The sequence below is a fragment of the Trinickia symbiotica genome (assembly GCF_003028655.1).
Taxonomy (GTDB): Bacteria; Pseudomonadota; Gammaproteobacteria; order Burkholderiales; family Burkholderiaceae; genus Trinickia; species Trinickia symbiotica_A.
The window spans coordinates 25,310-40,948 of record NZ_PYUC01000012.1; the positions used below are offsets into that span (position 1 = coordinate 25,310).

The 15,639-nt window shown below is 66.8% G+C and carries 15 protein-coding genes and 2 tRNA genes; 4 read left to right on the forward strand and 13 right to left on the reverse strand.

All coding sequences use genetic code 11. The features are described 5' to 3' along the window. Nucleotides 1-7 precede the first annotated feature (7 nt). The gene (locus C9I57_RS22480) at nt 8-2,485 is read right to left on the reverse strand and encodes a DUF6600 domain-containing protein (protein ID WP_181321928.1); all 2,478 of its coding nucleotides are present in this window, start codon (nt 2,483-2,485) and stop codon (nt 8-10) included. Nucleotides 2,486-2,715: 230 nt separating this feature from the next. After that, a complete protein-coding gene (locus C9I57_RS22485; protein ID WP_107152848.1) occupies nt 2,716-3,447 on the reverse strand; it encodes an ArsR/SmtB family transcription factor in 732 nt (243 codons plus the stop codon). Between the two features lie 171 nt (nt 3,448-3,618). On the opposite strand from C9I57_RS22485, the gene C9I57_RS32840 reads away from it, so the two are divergent. Beyond that, complete coding sequence (locus tag C9I57_RS32840) at nt 3,619-3,759, forward strand: hypothetical protein (RefSeq protein ID WP_181321919.1); 141 nt, start codon at nt 3,619-3,621, stop codon at nt 3,757-3,759. A 99-nt stretch (nt 3,760-3,858) separates the two neighbouring features. Beyond that, nucleotides 3,859-4,362: an acyl-CoA thioesterase gene (locus C9I57_RS22490; protein WP_018441543.1), complete on the forward strand. Its 504-nt coding sequence runs from the start codon at nt 3,859-3,861 to the stop codon at nt 4,360-4,362. A gap of 19 nt (nt 4,363-4,381) precedes the next feature. Here the strand turns inward: C9I57_RS22490 and fumC are convergent, their stop codons facing one another. The 11 genes from fumC to fdxA all read right to left on the reverse strand — a co-directional run bounded on the left by fumC (nt 4,382) and on the right by fdxA (nt 13,359). Then, on the reverse strand, nt 4,382-5,764 hold the full coding sequence (gene fumC, locus C9I57_RS22495) for a class II fumarate hydratase (protein WP_107152991.1): 1,383 nt from the start codon (nt 5,762-5,764) through the stop codon (nt 4,382-4,384). A gap of 38 nt (nt 5,765-5,802) precedes the next feature. Beyond that, a complete protein-coding gene (locus C9I57_RS22500; protein WP_107152849.1) occupies nt 5,803-7,386 on the reverse strand; it encodes a phospholipase D-like domain-containing protein in 1,584 nt (527 codons plus the stop codon). A gap of 161 nt (nt 7,387-7,547) precedes the next feature. Continuing rightward, complete coding sequence (locus tag C9I57_RS22505) at nt 7,548-8,918, reverse strand: MATE family efflux transporter (protein WP_107152850.1); 1,371 nt, start codon at nt 8,916-8,918, stop codon at nt 7,548-7,550. 159 nt (nt 8,919-9,077) lie between these two features. Further along, nucleotides 9,078-9,299, reverse strand: coding sequence for an RNA-binding S4 domain-containing protein (locus tag C9I57_RS22510; RefSeq protein WP_107152851.1), 222 nt, complete (start codon nt 9,297-9,299; stop codon nt 9,078-9,080). 137 nt (nt 9,300-9,436) lie between these two features. Further along, nucleotides 9,437-10,204 (reverse strand): DUF4088 domain-containing protein, encoded by a 768-nt coding sequence (locus tag C9I57_RS22515; protein ID WP_107152852.1) that lies wholly within the window; start codon nt 10,202-10,204, stop codon nt 9,437-9,439. Nucleotides 10,205-10,428: 224 nt separating this feature from the next. Continuing rightward, nucleotides 10,429-10,752 (reverse strand): AzlD domain-containing protein, encoded by a 324-nt coding sequence (locus tag C9I57_RS22520; protein ID WP_107152853.1) that lies wholly within the window; start codon nt 10,750-10,752, stop codon nt 10,429-10,431. Continuing rightward, the gene (locus C9I57_RS22525; RefSeq protein ID WP_258187791.1) at nt 10,749-11,453 is read right to left on the reverse strand and encodes an AzlC family ABC transporter permease; all 705 of its coding nucleotides are present in this window, start codon (nt 11,451-11,453) and stop codon (nt 10,749-10,751) included. The genes C9I57_RS22520 and C9I57_RS22525 overlap by 4 nt, the downstream gene beginning before the upstream one ends. Before the next feature lie 163 nt (nt 11,454-11,616). Continuing rightward, entirely contained in the window at nt 11,617-12,456 is an 840-nt protein-coding gene (locus C9I57_RS22530; protein ID WP_107152992.1) for an AraC family transcriptional regulator, read from the reverse strand. Nucleotides 12,457-12,618: 162 nt separating this feature from the next. Then, nucleotides 12,619-12,694 (reverse strand) — tRNA-Asn (locus C9I57_RS22535). A 70-nt stretch (nt 12,695-12,764) separates the two neighbouring features. Next, a tRNA-Asn gene (locus C9I57_RS22540) sits at nt 12,765-12,840 on the reverse strand. A 195-nt stretch (nt 12,841-13,035) separates the two neighbouring features. After that, nucleotides 13,036-13,359, reverse strand: coding sequence for a ferredoxin FdxA (fdxA, locus tag C9I57_RS22545; protein WP_107152855.1), 324 nt, complete (start codon nt 13,357-13,359; stop codon nt 13,036-13,038). A gap of 271 nt (nt 13,360-13,630) precedes the next feature. On the opposite strand from fdxA, the gene pncB reads away from it, so the two are divergent. Beyond that, a complete protein-coding gene (pncB, locus tag C9I57_RS22550; RefSeq protein WP_107152856.1) occupies nt 13,631-14,833 on the forward strand; it encodes a nicotinate phosphoribosyltransferase in 1,203 nt (400 codons plus the stop codon). Nucleotides 14,834-14,953: 120 nt separating this feature from the next. Continuing rightward, entirely contained in the window at nt 14,954-15,625 is a 672-nt protein-coding gene (locus tag C9I57_RS22555; RefSeq protein WP_107152993.1) for a LutC/YkgG family protein, read from the forward strand. Nucleotides 15,626-15,639 lie beyond the last annotated feature (14 nt).

Consider the following 15,639-nt stretch of genomic DNA (forward strand, 5'->3'; position numbering starts at 1 on the left):
AACTAGCTCAACCTTGCGGATGGTTCTCGTGCCCCTGCTGTGGATGCGGTTGCTCGTGTGGCTGCGCGTGCGGTTGAGCCGGCGCTTCGAAATGCGGCTGAGGCGGCGGCGGTTGTCGGACTTCCACGCGCGGCTGCGGCTGGGGTTGCGGCCTCGGCTCGAAATGCGGCTGCGGCTCGGGTCGAGCTTCGATATGAGGCTGCGGTTGTGGCCGAGCCTCCATACGCGGTTGCGGCTGCGGCCGAGCTTCGACACGCGGTTGTGGCTGGGGCTCGGGCCGGGGTTCGATTCGCGGTTGCAGCTGCGGCTGCGGCCGCGCTTCCATTCGTGATTGCGGCTGCGGCCGAGCTTCGACACGTGGCTGCGGCTCCGGTTGTGGGCGGGCTTCCGTTCGCGGTTGCGCCTCGGCCGGCGGTTCGAAGCGCGCCTGCGGCTGCGGCGCCTGTTGCGGCCGGGCTTCGACGCGCGGTTGCGCCTCGGCCGCGATGCCGGGCCGCGGTACGGCGCCGCCTTGCGGCCCGCGCTCGACCTGCTGTGCCGCCGGTTGCCGTGCGTGATCGAGGCCGCCTTGCGCGGCAGGCGCATGCGGTTGCGTCCAGGCCGGTGCGCCATGCGCCGGATTGCCCGCGCCGGCCCCCGCTCCGAACGCGTTCTGGGCCGGCGGGCGAGGCACGCCGTTCGTTTGCGGCCGCTCGGCGACGGGCCCTTGCGGCGGGCGTTCCGCGGCGGGTGCTTGCGGCCGCGGCTCGAAGCCGGGGCGCGCTCCGTTCGGCCCACCGGCCGCGCCCGCGGCAGGCCGTTCGCCTGCCTGCGCGGGGCCGTGCCCCTGCATGACGACCGGCGATTCGCGACCCACGATCCGCACATTGCGAGCCTCACCCGCATTCGCCCCGGGGTGGGCAAGCTGCGCCGCAACGCCCGCCGGCGGCGTCATCGGCGTTCCGGGCCGTCCCGCGCCCGGCACCTGTCCGCCGCTTTGCGCGAGGTGCTGCGCAAGCGAATCGCGGTACACGGGCGGCACGGCCGGCGCGCGCGTCGCGACGACCTGGCGCGCCGCGATCGACTGTGGCGGTCGGTAGGTCGCGGGGCGCATGCCCGGCGCATAGCTCTCGCGCACGGGCGCGATGCCTGGCGTGCCCGGGCTCATCCGCGCATTGCGCCACTGTCGCGGATCGACCTTTTGCGCGAAGCGCGCGACGGGCTGCCCATGGACGAACGCCGTCGCCGGCACGGCGGTCACGGCGCCCGGTGCGCGATAGTTGATGTACGTGTTATGGATGTTCGTGATGTTGACGTTCTGGTTCACGATGACGGTCTGATTGACTCGCTCGTAATAGCGCGGACTCCAACCGCCGTAATGCGGGCGCCAGGCTTCGCCGGGGCCGAGCGGGAACCAGGCGACGCCGGGCGAGGCGGCACCGCCGATCGACAGGCTCACGCTCCAGTCGAAGCCGCCGCCTCCGCCGCCCACGAACGCGACCAGTGCCGGTGCATAGACGGGCGGCGCCGCGACGATGCGGCCGGGCACCCAGCACCATGACGAGCCGACATAAGCCCAGCGGCCGTAATGGAACGGCGCGAAGCCCCATGGCGCATTGTCGACCCACGTCCAGCCCCACGGCGCGATCCATGCCCAGTGACCGTAGTGATAGGGCGCCCAGCCGACAGGTACGGCGGTTGGAACCCAGACTGCGCCGTACTGCGGGTCCTCGCGCCAGGTGCCGTTTTCGTCGAGATCCTCGTAGCCCGGTACCTCGCGCGAGACGTAGCGCGCGGAAACCGAGCGGTCCTCCGCCAAGTCGCGGTTCTGCGCCCACCGATCGAACTCGTCGGGCGCCGGCGCCTCGGCGCTCGCCACTTCCTGCAGGCTCGTGCCCGAGAAGGTGATCTGCTCGCCGGCCTCGATGGGCGTCTGGCCGTTGTCGCCGTACGCGGTCAGCGCGCCGCTTCGCACGGTCACGGTCGTCGTGCTGCCGTCCGGCGCCACGTCGACGCGGTAATCGCCTGGCCGCGTCGCGGCGAGCGCGACGTTCGGCGTGTCGATTTCGTACGAGCTGCCGGGCGGCAATGCGCGCACACGCGTCGAGAGGGTGCCTTGCGTCACCTTCAGCTGCGCGTTGGTGTCATCGAGATTGAGGATGTCGAGGTTCGTCGATGCGCCGAGCCGGAGCGCCGTCGAGCCGATGTGCAGCTCCGAGCGGGCGTTTGCATCGTTCCAGAGCTGGTCGCCCGTCGTGAGCGGGCGGTTGATCGAGGCATAGGACCAGTCGCTCGCGCCCGCGGGCTCGGTCGTCACAGTGCCGGCCATGTAATTGAGCCGCGCGACGCGGCCGGGCGGATCCACGCTTTGGGTGGCCGCCGGCGCCTCGTCGGGCGGCGCGGTTTGGGCGAGGGCATGCTCGGCGGCGAGCGCGAAAGAGATGGCTGCGATCAGCGTGCAGTTCGTCAGGCGCCTGAAAGTGACGAGGGGCGAGGTGGTCCGCATTGTCATGATGGTTCTCGTTGGCCGACCGGATAGTACGTTATCCGTGTCACCAATGTAGCGGCGCGGCTTGTATCAATGCATACGCATTTGTAAGGTCATGGTCTGTCGCTGTAACGAAAAATATCCGGGCCGAGGGTTCTCGCGCCACCCGGCGTTGACTCGCGCGCTCTGCGTGTCTTGCGTGTCTCCGCCCGCGTCAGCTTGCGCCATCCGATAGGACGGCGAGGGGCTCACCGTGCCAGCAGCGCGTCGAAGTAGCGCCGGCCCGCGGGCGTCACGCGCAGCACGCGCGGCTTCTCCGCACGTTCGACACAGCCGCGCTCACACCAGTGCGCCAGCAGCGCCGCGCCGAGCGCTCCGCCGAGGTGAGCGCGTCGTTCGCTCCAATCGAGGCACGTGCAGCCGAAACGGCGTTTGAGCGTGCGCTGACGCTCGAGGTCGATTCCCCACTCGGCGAGCGCGCGCGCGCCTCTTTCCGTGGTCTCGACAGCACGGCCATCCTCGACGAGGAGCCAGCCTTGCGCGAGCATATGGTCGAAGACGCTTACGGCCAGTTCGCCGGCCATGTGGTCGTAGCAGGTCCGCGCATAGCGAAGGTCGACCGGCACGGTGCGGGCGGGCCGCATCGTCGCGCGTTGCGGGGCGCTCGCCTGCGCAATGTTCGCAAGCGCCTCGAGCGAGTCGGCCACTTCGGGTGTCGCGATCCGGTAGTAGCGGTGCCGCCCGCGCACTTCGAGCGTCAATAGACCACCTTCGGTCAGTTTCGCGAGATGCCCGCTCGCCGAAGACGGCGAAAGCCCGGCGATCAGCGTCAACTCGCCGGCGGGGCGCGCGCTGCCGTCCATCAGCGCCCAGAGCATGGCCGCCCGCCCCGGGTCGGCCAGCAGGGCGCCGATCCGGCTCAGGCCAGGGAAATAGGCGACTTCGCGATTCAACTCGGCATTCGGCAGGGAAGCAGTCATGGCATACCTCACGGCAACGTCGGAGGTTTACTTTAATCGCCGCTGACATTCGATGTTTCAATCGTCGATGAACTGTCGAATGCGCGTCGGGACGGCGGTCCCGTTCGCGCATTCGCGTGCGCGCTAGAATCGGCTCGTGGAAAGAGGAGCCGATGCCTCGCGGAGGGACCGATGAAAACATGGATAGCGGCGGCGCTTGCCGCGTGGCTCTGCGCCGCGTGCGCGCAGGGAGAGCCTTCGAGCGCCTGGCCGCAAGGCGGCAGCATCACGATGTACGGCACGATCGATGAGGGCGTCTCGTTTCATAACTGAAGAGCGAACAGTGAATCGCAGTCCGCTCATCGCGTGCGGGAAAATTGGGCCCGTATAATCGGGCCCTTTCCAGCACGCTTTGCGCCAGACGGAGTCCCGATGAATACGCCGACCGCCCCGCTCGACCGTTCCGAAACGACTTTTCGCTTTCTCGCGGAGCCCACCTCCGTGAACTTCGGCGGGAAGGTGCACGGCGGCGCCCTGATGAAGTGGATCGACGAAACCGCTTACGCGTGCGCGGCGGTGTGGTCGGGGCGCTATTGCGTCACGGTCAGCGTCGGCAACATCCGTTTTCGGCGACCGATCCTCGTCGGCAATCTCGTCGAATTGCGTGCGCGCGTCGTCGCGACGGGACGCACGAGCATGCACATCCACGTCACCGTCCATGCGGGCGATCCGAAGAGCGGCCAGTTGCGGCTGACGACTGACTGCCTCGTTGTCTTCGTCGCCGTCGACGAGAACGGCACACCGATTCCGGTGCCGCCGTTCGTCCCTGAAACGGAAGAGCAAAAGCGCGTGGCCAAGTACGCAATGGACGTCAAGGCCGCGCTCGACGCCATCGTCGAGCTCAAGCCCGAGGAGATGGCGCAGGGCAGGATCTGAAGCGCCCCGCGCGTCGCGCTCACTGGCCGTGCCCGCCGACCATGTCCGCGGGTCGCACCCACTCGTCGAACTGCTGCTCGGTCACATAGCCGAGGGCAAGCGCGGCGGCCTTCAGCGTCGAGCCCTCCTTGTGTGCCTTCTTCGCGATCTGCGCGGCTTTGTCGTAGCCGATGTGCGGATTGAGCGCCGTCACGAGCATCAGCGATTCGTTGAGCAGCGTATCGATGCGCTCGCGATTCGGCTCGATGCCGACCGCACAGTGATCGTTGAAGCTCTGCGCGCCATCGGCGAGCAATCGGGTCGACTGCAGCACGTTGTGCGCGATCATCGGCCGGAACACGTTGAGCTCGAAATTGCCGCTCGCCCCCCCGATATTGATCGCCACATCGTTCCCGAATATTTGGCAGCACAGCATCGTCACGGCTTCCGATTGGGTCGGATTGACCTTGCCGGGCATGATCGAGCTGCCCGGCTCGTTTTCGGGAATCGAGATTTCGCCGAGCCCGCAGCGCGGGCCGCTCGCGAGCCAGCGAATGTCGTTGGCGATCTTCATCATGCTCGCGGCCACTGTCTTCAAAGCGCCGTGCGCGAAAACGAGCGCGTCGGCCGCGGCCATGACCTCGAACTTGTTCGGCGCGCTGACGAACGGGAGCCCCGTCAGGCGCGCGATCGCGGCCGCCACGCGGTCCGCGAATTGCGGATGCGCGTTCAGTCCCGTGCCGACGGCGGTGCCGCCCTGCGCGAGCTCGTACAGATGCGGCAGCGCCGACTCGACGTGCGCGATACCGTGCTCGAGCTGAGCGACGTAGCCGGAGAACTCCTGGCCGAGCGTGAGCGGCGTCGCGTCCTGCAAGTGCGTGCGGCCGATTTTGACGATACCGGCGAACGCACGCGCCTTCGCGTCGAGCGTCGAGCGCAGTGTCGAGAGCGCCGGGAGCAGATGCTTGACGATGCCCACGGCAGCGGCGACGTGCATCGCTGTCGGGAATACGTCGTTCGAAGACTGCCCGCGATTCACGTCGTCGTTCGGATGAACCTTGCGCGCCATTCCGCGCTCACCGCCGAGCATTTCGCTCGCGCGGTTCGCGATGACCTCGTTGAGGTTCATGTTCGTCTGCGTGCCTGAGCCCGTTTGCCAGACCGCGAGCGGAAACTCGCCGGCATGCCGGCCCTCGATGATCTCGTCGGCCGCCTGCATGATCGCCCGGGCCTTGTCTTCGGCCAGCACGCCAAGCTCGAGGTTGACTTCGGCCGCCGCGCGCTTGACGAGAGCAAGCGCGGTGATGATCTCGGGCGATTGCTTTTCCGTGGAAATCTTGAAGTTCTGCAGCGAGCGCTGCGTCTGCGCGCCCCACAGACGCGCGCTCGGCACGGCGATCTCGCCGAACGTATCGCGCTCCATCCGTACGTCTTCGGTGTTGTCCGTCATGAGTGGCTCCGTCACAGCTGGGAATCGATCGGCAACAACAAGAATAAACCCGTCAGCGCATTACGTACGAATCCCCCCTGCGGATCGAAGGACCACGTATGCGGGACGGTGCGCGAGCCGAGGTGATCGTCGCCGGTCCAGACCAGGCCCGAAGCGGGGACGCCGAGCGCGTGCAGTTGGGCGTTCTCTTGCGGAGTCGCGAGCCGCACCCGGTAGCTCACGTCGGGCGACATCGCGCGCTCGATCAGCGAGGCGTCGGCCGCGGCGAGTTCGGGACTTTCGATGAAGAGCGCCAGTTCGGTGTTGAGAAAAGCCGAGCGCGGGTCGAGGTTCATCGAGCCGATGATGAGCGTATGCCGGTCGATCACAAAGGTTTTCGCGTGCAGGCTCGAGCGCGAATTCGAGCCTGCGAAGTAGCGTCGGCCATCGCGCTGCAACGGCTGAAACTCGTAGAGTTCGACCCCCTCCTTCAGCAACGGGATCCGGTAGGGGCTGTAGCCGGCCTGCACGGCGACGGCATCGGTCGATGCCATGGAGTTCGTCACGACGGCGACGCGCACGCCACGCTTCGTGAGGTCGCCGAGCAATTTGACGCCGGCATCGTGCGGCACGAAGTACGGCGACAGCATCAGCACCTCGTGCTGAGCGCCGTGCAGCAGTTCCGCGAGCCGATGCATCGGCGGGCTCTGATAGTCGCCGTCGGCCGCCGTCACCTTGCGCGGCGAATCGGAAAGGAACTGCGCCGGCGCCCAAACGAGGCCAAGCTCGCCGTCGGCAATTTGCGTCGCGAGCGGCGCGCTTTTGAGCGGCTTCGCGCCGACCGCCTGCGCCTCGGCGCGCCAATGCGCGCGCAGCGCTTCGCGCGCCGCATGCAGATCGGCCATCTTGTAGTGATGCCGGTCCCGCACGGCGAGCGGGTAGGCAAGGGCGCTATTCCAGAACGTATCGAAGCTCGTTGAAATCTGCTCGACGATGGGCCCCGCCGCCAGCGCGTCGAGGTCGCGAAACTGCAGCGTCGGGCTGGCGCTGAAGTACTCGTCGCCGAGGTTGCGGCCGCCGACGATGGCGACCGAGCCATCGACGATCATCGCTTTGTTGTGCATGCGGCGTGTGAAGCGGTCGATGCGCGTGAAGATGTCTTCGGTTCGCGTGAAGAAGCTGCTGCGAGTAGCGCCGAACGGATTGAAGACGCGGACCTCGATCGACGGATGGGTGGCAAGCGCGGCGAGCAGGTGCCGGCTATCGTCCAGGTTGAGATCGTCGACGAGCATCCGCACGCGCACGCCGCGATCGGCTGCATAGAGCGCGGCGGCCAACAGCAGCCTTCCTGTCGTGTCCTCGGCGGCGATGTAGTACTGAAGGTCCAGGGTTTTCGTCGCCGCGCGGGCCAGCGCGATCCGCATCTGCAGCGCGTCGGTCCCGTTCGAGAGCAGACGAAAACCCGATTGGCCCGGGTGCGCGGCGTCGAGCGGCGCGAGCGCTTGGCCGAGCGGTGTCGCTTGCGGGTCCGCGAGCGCATGGGTGACGGGCCGATCGAAAGACGTCGCCGGCGGCAGCGAGGAGCAGGCTGCGACGAGCAAGGCCAGCAGGGCCATTGCCAGGCGCGCGATGAACGAGACGGCGGGTTTCCTCTCTCGGTGCATGACAGTCGGGTTGGGCCGAGAGCGGATTGCTCTGGCACGAATAGACATTCTAACGCTCTGCAAGCACCGTTCCTGTTTCTTCCGACCGGCGCCAGCCTATGCGAGAAAATCGCTCATGACGGCGTGCGCGTCATCCGCTCGAATCGCAACGTCATGAGCGCGGCGACGCTCGCCAGCCCCGCGGCGAGTCCCCACCAGAGGCCGCGTGCGCCGAGGCCCGCGTGAAAGGCGAGCAGATACCCGGTCGGAAACCCGATGCCCCAGTAGCCGAACGCGGCGGCGAGCATCGGAATCCGCGTGTCCTTCAGACCGCGCAGACAACCGGAGCCGATCGCCTGCATGCCGTCGACGATCTGGAAGACGGCGGCGACGCCGAGCAGCGAGGCAGCGATCGCGGCCGTTTGTACATTCGCGGGATCGTCGAGGCGCAAGTAAAGTCCGACGATTGCGCGCGGCGCTGTGATGAAGACGAGCCCAGTGAGGGACATGAAGGCGACGCCGAGCCCGAGCGCGACAAAGCCCGCATGACGCGCGGCGAGCGGTTGTCTGGCGCCCATCCAGTAGCCCACGCGTACATTGGCGGCTTGTCCGATCGCGAGCGGCACCATGAACGTGACGGAAGCCACACTGAGGGCGATCTGGTGCGCCGCGAGCGGCGTCGGCCCCAGCAGACCGATCATGAGGCCGGTTGCAAGGAAGAGCGTCGACTCGACGCCATAGGTGATCGCCACGGGCCAGCCGATGCCGAGCAGCTCTCCCATGAGCGGGGCGTTGGGCCGCTTTGCCGCGACGAAATGCCGATACCGCGGCCGGCCGTGGAGCCAGGCCACGAGCGCGATCGCCGTCAGCCAGACTGTTGCCGTCGTGGCGGTGGCCGAGCCGAGCAGGCCGAGGCGCGGCAGCCCGTAGGCGCCGTGAATGAGACCGTAGTTGAGCACGCCGTTGATGCCGACGCTCCCGATCGAGATCCATAGCAGGCGCTTGCCCGCGCCGATGGCTGGCAAAAACGCGCGCATCATGCCGACGCCGATGAGGCTGCCGAGCGATGCCCAGCGCAGCACGGCGGTGTAGGCGCCGACGTCGTGCGCCAGCACGGCCGGCTCGCCGAACCTGAGCAGGATCGGCTCCGTGAACGAAAGGAGGACGAAGGCGGGTATGGCGAGCAGCGCCGACAGCAGAAGCCCCGTCCAATAGATGTGCGGCACGTGGTGATCGGCCTGGGCCCCGCGTGCATTGGCGACCGTGACGCTGACCGACGTCAGCACGCCTTGCAGCAGCGTCGCGACGACGAAAAACGTGCCCGCGCCGAGGCCGCCGGCGGCGATGGCCTCCGGGCCGAGCGCGCCGAGCAGAATCGTGTCGGTGACGCCCATGGCCATCTGCGAAAGTTGAGCGATGGCGAGCGGCGCCGCGAGCCGTGCCGTCTCGGCCGCATGGCGAGTGAAAGTGGGCGGCGCGGCGGCCGCGTGTCCGGAATGCGACATGGCGGATATCGAAACGAAAAGCCTCGGAACCGGCGCCGATTCGTGGCGCCCTGGCGTGTTATTGATCTGAAAGATGAACAGCTTATTGCCTGGCGGCCAAACTGTCGATGAACAGTCGGCCCCGGCGAGTGGCGCGGACTGTGCCGGTCTGCGGAACCGTCAGACGGCTTCGTGCACGGCGATACGCGCATCGCCGAGCAGGACGACCTGGCCCGCGCGGATCTTGCAGGTCTTGCGCAGCTCGATGCGGCCGTCGACCTTCACCGCGCCCGCGGCGACGAGCGATTTCGCCGCGCCTCCGCTATCGGCGAGGCCCATAAGTTTGAGCAGGTTGTGCAGTTCGACGTACTCGCCCGTCAGCGTGAAATCGAGATTGGCCATGCCGGTATGCGCTCCGTGAAACGGAGTAAGGGCACGCATGATAAGCCAAGCAGGGCGCCGAGTGAACCGGACTTTTCCGAATCAGTTTGAACCGGGCCCACGAACGAAACCGTCGAACCGAACGGGCCGACCGGGGCTCAGCGCGGGCGGCGCTGTTCGGGCTGCGGCGGCCGCACCGGGGCCATGAAGAAGTTGCGCAGCCAGGCGGCCATGCGCGAGAAGATGTCGTAGGGCTCCTCGACGAAGATCTCGGGCTTGAGCAGCCGCAAGAATTCCATGATCTGCTGAGCTTCCTGTTTTTGAAACGAACCGTGCGAGAGCCCGAGCTTGAGGAGTCCGCGCAGCTCGCCGAGTTTTTCCCGCGCCGTGCTGCCGACGCTCGTCTCGCAGGCGATCTTGGCCTCGTAGACGCGCTGCCGCAGCGATTCCGCGAGCCGCCAAGCGGGGGTCTGCATCTTTTCCTCGAGCGACTGGATGTCGCGCGCGGACGACTTGATCTGCGCCGCGAGAGGGTCGACGAGCGACGCGTCGCCGCCCGCCTCTTTGACGATCGCCGCGGCCCACTCGCGACAGGCCTTCGCGAGCTCGTCGGGCGTCCATTCGGAGCGCACGGCGAAGGCGAAGCCGTGGTCCTCGGCCTGCCGCACGAGAATCGCGACGACATCGGGGAATTCCTTGTCGAGCGTGCGCTTGGCCCAGGCGTACTGGCCGCCTTGCAGCATCCGCTGCACCGCGTGCTCGGTCAGCGGCACCATGTTGTCGAGCAGCTTCGCGCGCAGGAAGTCCTCGAACGACGGGGTCGCGAACTGCGGATCGAGCTTCAGCGATACGCGCACGAAGGCTTCGAAGTCCTTTTGCAGAGAGGCGATCGTCTCGTCACGAAGTGAAAGGGTGATGTGGCCCATGAGATGTCCTGAGAGCGAGTCCGTGTGCCCGGCGCCGCGGGCGGCAGCGCAATACTGGCGGTCTGCCGCGCGGACGCGTTCGTGCGGCCCCCGGCGCGGCTCGCGCCGGAAGGTCCGCGAAATCAGCCCGGGCTTCGGCCGAGAAACGCTGTACGGCTCTTTATCGGCGGCAATCGGCCGAACTTGAGGGCTCCGGGTCGCCTCGCATCGAGCATGCGGGCCCTTCAACCCGTGACGAACGCCTGCCAGGCGAAGAATACGGCGAGGCCGACGGCGATCGTGACGAGCGGCCGGCGCGTGACGGCCGAGATTCCTACGGCCGCGAGCGCGCCGACGAGCTGCGGATTGCGCCATGTCAGCTCGGCGCCGCCGCCGTGCGGCGCGACGGCCATCGGCACGATGATGGCCGTGAGAACAGTGACGGGCACGAAGCCGAGGGCCGTGCGCACGAGCGGCGGAAAGGCGATGCGCTCGCCGAGCACGAAAACGGCCGCGCGAATGAGGCAGGTGACGACGGCCATGCCGAGGATCAGCAGCACATAGTTCATCGCGTCGCTCCCGCTTCGGCGCGCGACTGGGCTTGGCAGCGGCTGTCGGCTCGATGGGGCGTCGACCGGCGCCGCGACAGGGCGACGCCCACCGCAACGCCGCCCGCGACGGCCGCCAGCAGCCCGAGCTTGTAGGGCCAGGCATGGCAAACCCAGGCGAGCGTGCCGGCGGTTGCGGCCGCTGCGATATAGCGCACGGCGACGAGCTGCGGCACGACGATCGCGATGAACGTGGCGACCATCGCGAAGTCGAGCCCGAGCGACTGCAATCGCGGGAAGGCGGCGCCAAAGAGCAGCCCGGCCAGCGTCCAGAGCTGCCAGTTCACATACATGGCGACGCCTGAGCCCAGGAAGTAGTGCGGGCCGATCGCACCGGGCGGCGCGTGGCGATAGCGAGCGTAGGCGACGGCGAACACCTCGTCGGTCAGCAGCGCGGCGAGCGTCCAGCGCCAGCGCGCGGGCAGCCGCGCGACATACGGAGCGAGCGTCGCGCTGTAGAGCAGGTGACGCAGATTGACGACGAGCGTCGTTGCCAGCACGACGGCGAATCCCGCGTGACCGGCGATGAGGCCGAGCGCGATGAATTGCGCCGAACCGGCGAAGACTGCGAGCGACATCAGCTGACCCTGCCAGAGGTGCAACGGGCCCGATGTGACGAGCGTGCCGAAAATCACGCCGAACGGCGCCGCGCCGATCATCATCGGAATCGTATCGCGGGCGCCTTCGGCGAATTCGCTGAGCGAAGTGCGGGTGTTCGATTCAACCAATTTAATGCTCCTCCTTTGCCGTCGAGCTTAACGCCCGGCAGGAGAACGGCGCTTGTACGTTCTTGCGCTGGCGATGCGGGCGCGCGCCAGCCGCGGGTCAGCCCGCCTGCCAGCGGCCGGGCGGCACGCCGAACATGCGGCGGAAGTGCCGCGTGAAGTGGCTTTGATCGGTGAAGCCGCTCGCGGCGGCGACTTCAGTGATGGACGCGCCGGCGCGCAGCGGTGCGAGCGCGCGCTGCAACCGCAGTTGGTTGCGCCAGGCATGCGGCGGCAAGCCCGTGGCCTGCGCGAAGAGGCGCGCCGCATGAAACGGCGAAAGGCCCACCGCTTCGGCGAGCTCCGTCAGCGTGACGGGCTCGACGAGATTGGCCGCAAGCCGCGCTTTCATCGTCGCCACGCGCGGCGCATCGGCGGCCGGCCGCGCCGCGTCGGTCCGCCGCTGAGCATGGCGAACGAGGAGCGTGGAGAGCGCATCGACGAGTGCCGTTTCGCCCGCGAGCGAATCGGCACCGGCTTCGAGCACGCGGTGCGCGTGGCCGATGCGGGCGGCAAGATCGGCATCGCGGATCGGCTCCAGCGGAAACCATGGCAGCGGCTGCGGCTTGCCCGCCATCTCGTCGGCGAGCCGCTGGACATAGTCGACGGGGACATAGAAGACGCGATAGCGCCAGCCCGCTTCGATCGCGCGCGAGCCCGTGTGGACTTCGCCGGGATTGACGATCGGAACGGACCCTGCCTCGGCGACGCGGCGCGCGCCGCAATAGGCATAGGCTTCCGCGCCCGCTTCGATGACGGGCACGGTATAGGCCTCGTGCCAATGCGGCGCGAACTCGTGCTCGCGGTACTCGGCCGTCAGCATATCGGCGCCGGGCACGAGCGGGCTACGCCAGAAACGGGCGAAGTCGCGAAAAGGGGGCGCGTTTGTCGTCGTACTCATATTCGAGAAGACTAAGCCGTTCGGAATACTTTGCAAGCGGCCTCGCGCGATGGGGGCCGCCATGCCGCCGGTCGGCCGGCCTCGGCCTCGAGCCCGGCACCGAAAGCGCCCGCGACATCGAACGAAAAAGGGGCGGCGTTTGCACGCCGCCCCTTTCAAGCTTGGCTCCCCGACCTGGGCTCGAACCAGGGACCTACGGATTAACAGTCCGGCGCTCTACCGACTGAGCTATCGGGGATCGACAATGACAAGTCTTGACGAAAAAGAGCCCGTTTTCTCGAACGGGCTCTTTTTCGTACGCATTTCTTTGGCTCCCCGACCTGGGCTCGAACCAGGGACCTACGGATTAACAGTCCGGCGCTCTACCGACTGAGCTATCGGGGAACAGCTGAGAAACGAGATTGTATGAACCGAAGCGTACCCTGTCAATACCTTCGGTCACTCGCGGCTCTCGCGCGCGGGCGTCACGCGGACGAAGCGCGCCGACGCGCTTGCGGGACGGCGAGAGGGCTCGCGCCGTGCGAGCCTGACGGGAAGAACATGAGCCGAGAACGTAGGGACGCGCGCCAACGCGCTATTTCAGCGCTCGAGCAGATTCAGCTTCTCTTGCACGTCCTTCCACTCGTCCGCTTCCGGCAGCGAACCTTTGGTCTTCGTGATGCTCGGCCAGTTCTTGGCCAATTCGGCGTTGAGCGCGACGAATTGCTGCTGATCGCCGGGAACATCTTCCTCGGCATAGATCGCGTTCACCGGGCACTCGGCTACGCAGACGGCACAGTCGATGCATTCATCGGGATCGATCGCGAGGAAGTTGGGACCTTCGCGAAAGCAATCCACCGGACAAACGTCGACGCAGTCCGTATATTTGCACTTGATGCAGCTTTCGGTCACAACGTGAGTCATTCAAGCTCCTGCACACTCAGGGTATCGGAAGGGGACGCAAACGCGGTATTTTAAGATGCCGGGTACGCAAACGGGATATTGTAGCGTAATGCCAAGGCGCCAATGGCCACGGGCCCGAGCGGCGGCTTAGATCGATTCGTGATTAGTTTATGGGCGATTGCCGCGCTCTGTGCGTGAGGCCCGGCGACCGCGGTTCGGGTAACATGCGGCAGCGGCGGGCGCCGTGCGTCGTGCCCGGCGCGCCTCGACCGTTAGCGCTCCGGCTTCGATCATGATCATCACATCGCTCATCGACACCGATCTCTACAAGTTCACGATGATGCAAGTCGTCTTGCATCATTTCCCCGCCGCGACAGTGGAATATCGCTTCCGCTGCCGCACGCCGAACGTGAATCTCGTCCCGTACGTCGGCGAGATCCGCGAGGAGATCGGCAAGCTCTGCCAGTTGCGCTTCGGCGAGGACGAGCTCGACTATCTGCGCCGCATGCGCTTCATCAAGAGCGATTTCATCGACTTCCTCGCGCTCTTTCACCTGAACGAAAAGTACATTTCGGTCGAACCCTCCGCGAAGGGCAACGGCGAAATCGACATCGTCATCAACGGCCCATGGCTCCATACGATCCTCTTCGAGATCCCGGTGCTGGCGATCGTCAACGAGGTGTACTTCCGCAACACGCAGCGCCACCCCGACTATCAGATCGGCCGCGATCGTTTGCGCGAGAAGATCGAGCTGCTCGCGCGGCCCGAACTCGCCGAGTGCAAGATCGCCGATTACGGCACGCGCAGGCGTTTCTCGAAGCGCTGGCACGAAGAGGTCATTCTCACGTTGATGGATGGCATCGGCGGGCAGCTCGCGGGGACGAGCAATGTCTACTACGCGAAAAAGCATGATCTGACGCCGCTCGGCACGATGGCGCACGAATACCTGCAGGCCTGTCAGGCGCTCGGCCCGAGGCTGCGCGACTCGCAGACCTATGGCTTCGAAGTCTGGGCGAAGGAGTACCGCGGCGACCTCGGCATCGCGCTTTCCGACGTCTATGGCATGAAGGCGTTCCTCAACGACTTCGACATGTATTTCTGCAAGCTCTTCGACGGCGCGCGGCACGATTCGGGCGATCCGTTCGAGTGGGGCGAGGCGCTCTTGCGCCACTACGAGGAAAATCGCTGCGATCCGCGCACGAAGGTGCTCGTCTTCTCCGACGCGCTCGACATTCCGAAGGTGCTCAAGCTCTACGAGCGGTTCCGCGGGCGCTGCCGGCTCGCGTTCGGCGTCGGCACGAATCTGACGAACGATCTCGGCTACAGCCCGTTGCAGGTCGTCATCAAGATGGTTCGCTGCAACGGGCAACCGGTCGCGAAGCTGTCCGACTCGCCCGGCAAGAACATGTGCGACGACAAGGCGTATATCGCCTATCTACGCCAGGTCTTCGGTATCGAGACGCCCGTCGAGGATACGCCCGACCAATCGGAATGAGCGCGCGGGCGTCCTCGCGATGCTCGCGCGGATTGGCTTGACGGCCGGTTTATCCCAAAAAACACCGCCGCTATAATCGACCGTTCTTGTTCGATTTCGCCTCGCAAAATGGAGAAGGTCATGGATACGTCGGCGGCCCGCCGCAACATCCTCGCGCGCATACGCGCCGCGAGCGGCCGTGCGGCGCAGCCTGAGCCGGCCGAGCTCGAGGCCGCGGCCGACTATCTCGCGCGCCATCCGGCGGGGCCGCGCCCGCCGATGCCGGCCGACGCGGACGGGCTGATCGCGCGCTTCATCGATGAAGCGCGCGCAATGGCGACTTCGGTAGAGGAAGTGGCGACGCTCGCTGACGCGCCGGCGGCGGCGCTGCGCTACCTGAACGCGAACGGCCTGCCGACGCAGGCTGTCGCCTGGCGCTCGCTCGAGGCGCTTGCATGGGCGCAAGCCGGTATCGCCGTCGAGTTCCGGGCACCGCGCGATTCCGATCTCGTCGGCATTACCGGTTGTTTCTGCGCGACGGCCGAGACCGGTTCGCTCGTGCTGCTCTCGGGGCCGGGCACGGAAGTCTCCGCGGCGCTGCTGCCCGAGACGCACATCGCGGTCGTGCCGGCTTCGCGCATCGTCGCCGCTCATGAGGAAGCGTTCGCGCTGATGCGCGCCGAGCGCGGCGAGTTGCCGCGCGCGGTCAACTTCGTGTCTGGGCCTTCGCGCACCGGCGACATCGAGCAAACCATCGTTCTCGGCGCACACGGTCCCTACCGCGTGCACGCGATCGTCGTACTCGGCGCATAACCCGGATGAGGACT

Bases quoted from the DNA above. Each gene is read 5' to 3' on its own strand.
- C9I57_RS22525 (WP_258187791.1), bottom strand. From the start codon at position 11,453: ATGATGATCGGCGCGGCGCCGTTCGGCGTGATTTTCGGCACGCTCGTC.
- pncB (WP_107152856.1), top strand. From the start codon at position 13,631: ATGATCATCACATCGCTCATCGACACCGATCTCTACAAGTTCACGATG.
- C9I57_RS32840 (WP_181321919.1), top strand. From the start codon at position 3,619: ATGAAAACATGGATAGCGGCGGCGCTTGCCGCGTGGCTCTGCGCCGCG.
- C9I57_RS22510 (WP_107152851.1), bottom strand. From the start codon at position 9,299: ATGGCCAATCTCGATTTCACGCTGACGGGCGAGTACGTCGAACTGCAC.
- C9I57_RS22555 (WP_107152993.1), top strand. From the start codon at position 14,954: ATGGATACGTCGGCGGCCCGCCGCAACATCCTCGCGCGCATACGCGCC.
- C9I57_RS22520 (WP_107152853.1), bottom strand. From the start codon at position 10,752: ATGAACTATGTGCTGCTGATCCTCGGCATGGCCGTCGTCACCTGCCTC.
- C9I57_RS22505 (WP_107152850.1), bottom strand. From the start codon at position 8,918: ATGTCGCATTCCGGACACGCGGCCGCCGCGCCGCCCACTTTCACTCGC.
- fumC (WP_107152991.1), bottom strand. From the start codon at position 5,764: ATGGAGCGCGATACGTTCGGCGAGATCGCCGTGCCGAGCGCGCGTCTG.
- C9I57_RS22530 (WP_107152992.1), bottom strand. From the start codon at position 12,456: ATGAGTACGACGACAAACGCGCCCCCTTTTCGCGACTTCGCCCGTTTC.
- C9I57_RS22480 (WP_181321928.1), bottom strand. From the start codon at position 2,485: ATGCGGACCACCTCGCCCCTCGTCACTTTCAGGCGCCTGACGAACTGC.
- C9I57_RS22515 (WP_107152852.1), bottom strand. From the start codon at position 10,204: ATGGGCCACATCACCCTTTCACTTCGTGACGAGACGATCGCCTCTCTG.
- fdxA (WP_107152855.1), bottom strand. From the start codon at position 13,359: ATGACTCACGTTGTGACCGAAAGCTGCATCAAGTGCAAATATACGGAC.
- C9I57_RS22500 (WP_107152849.1), bottom strand. From the start codon at position 7,386: ATGGCCCTGCTGGCCTTGCTCGTCGCAGCCTGCTCCTCGCTGCCGCCG.
- C9I57_RS22490 (WP_018441543.1), top strand. From the start codon at position 3,859: ATGAATACGCCGACCGCCCCGCTCGACCGTTCCGAAACGACTTTTCGC.
- C9I57_RS22485 (WP_107152848.1), bottom strand. From the start codon at position 3,447: ATGACTGCTTCCCTGCCGAATGCCGAGTTGAATCGCGAAGTCGCCTAT.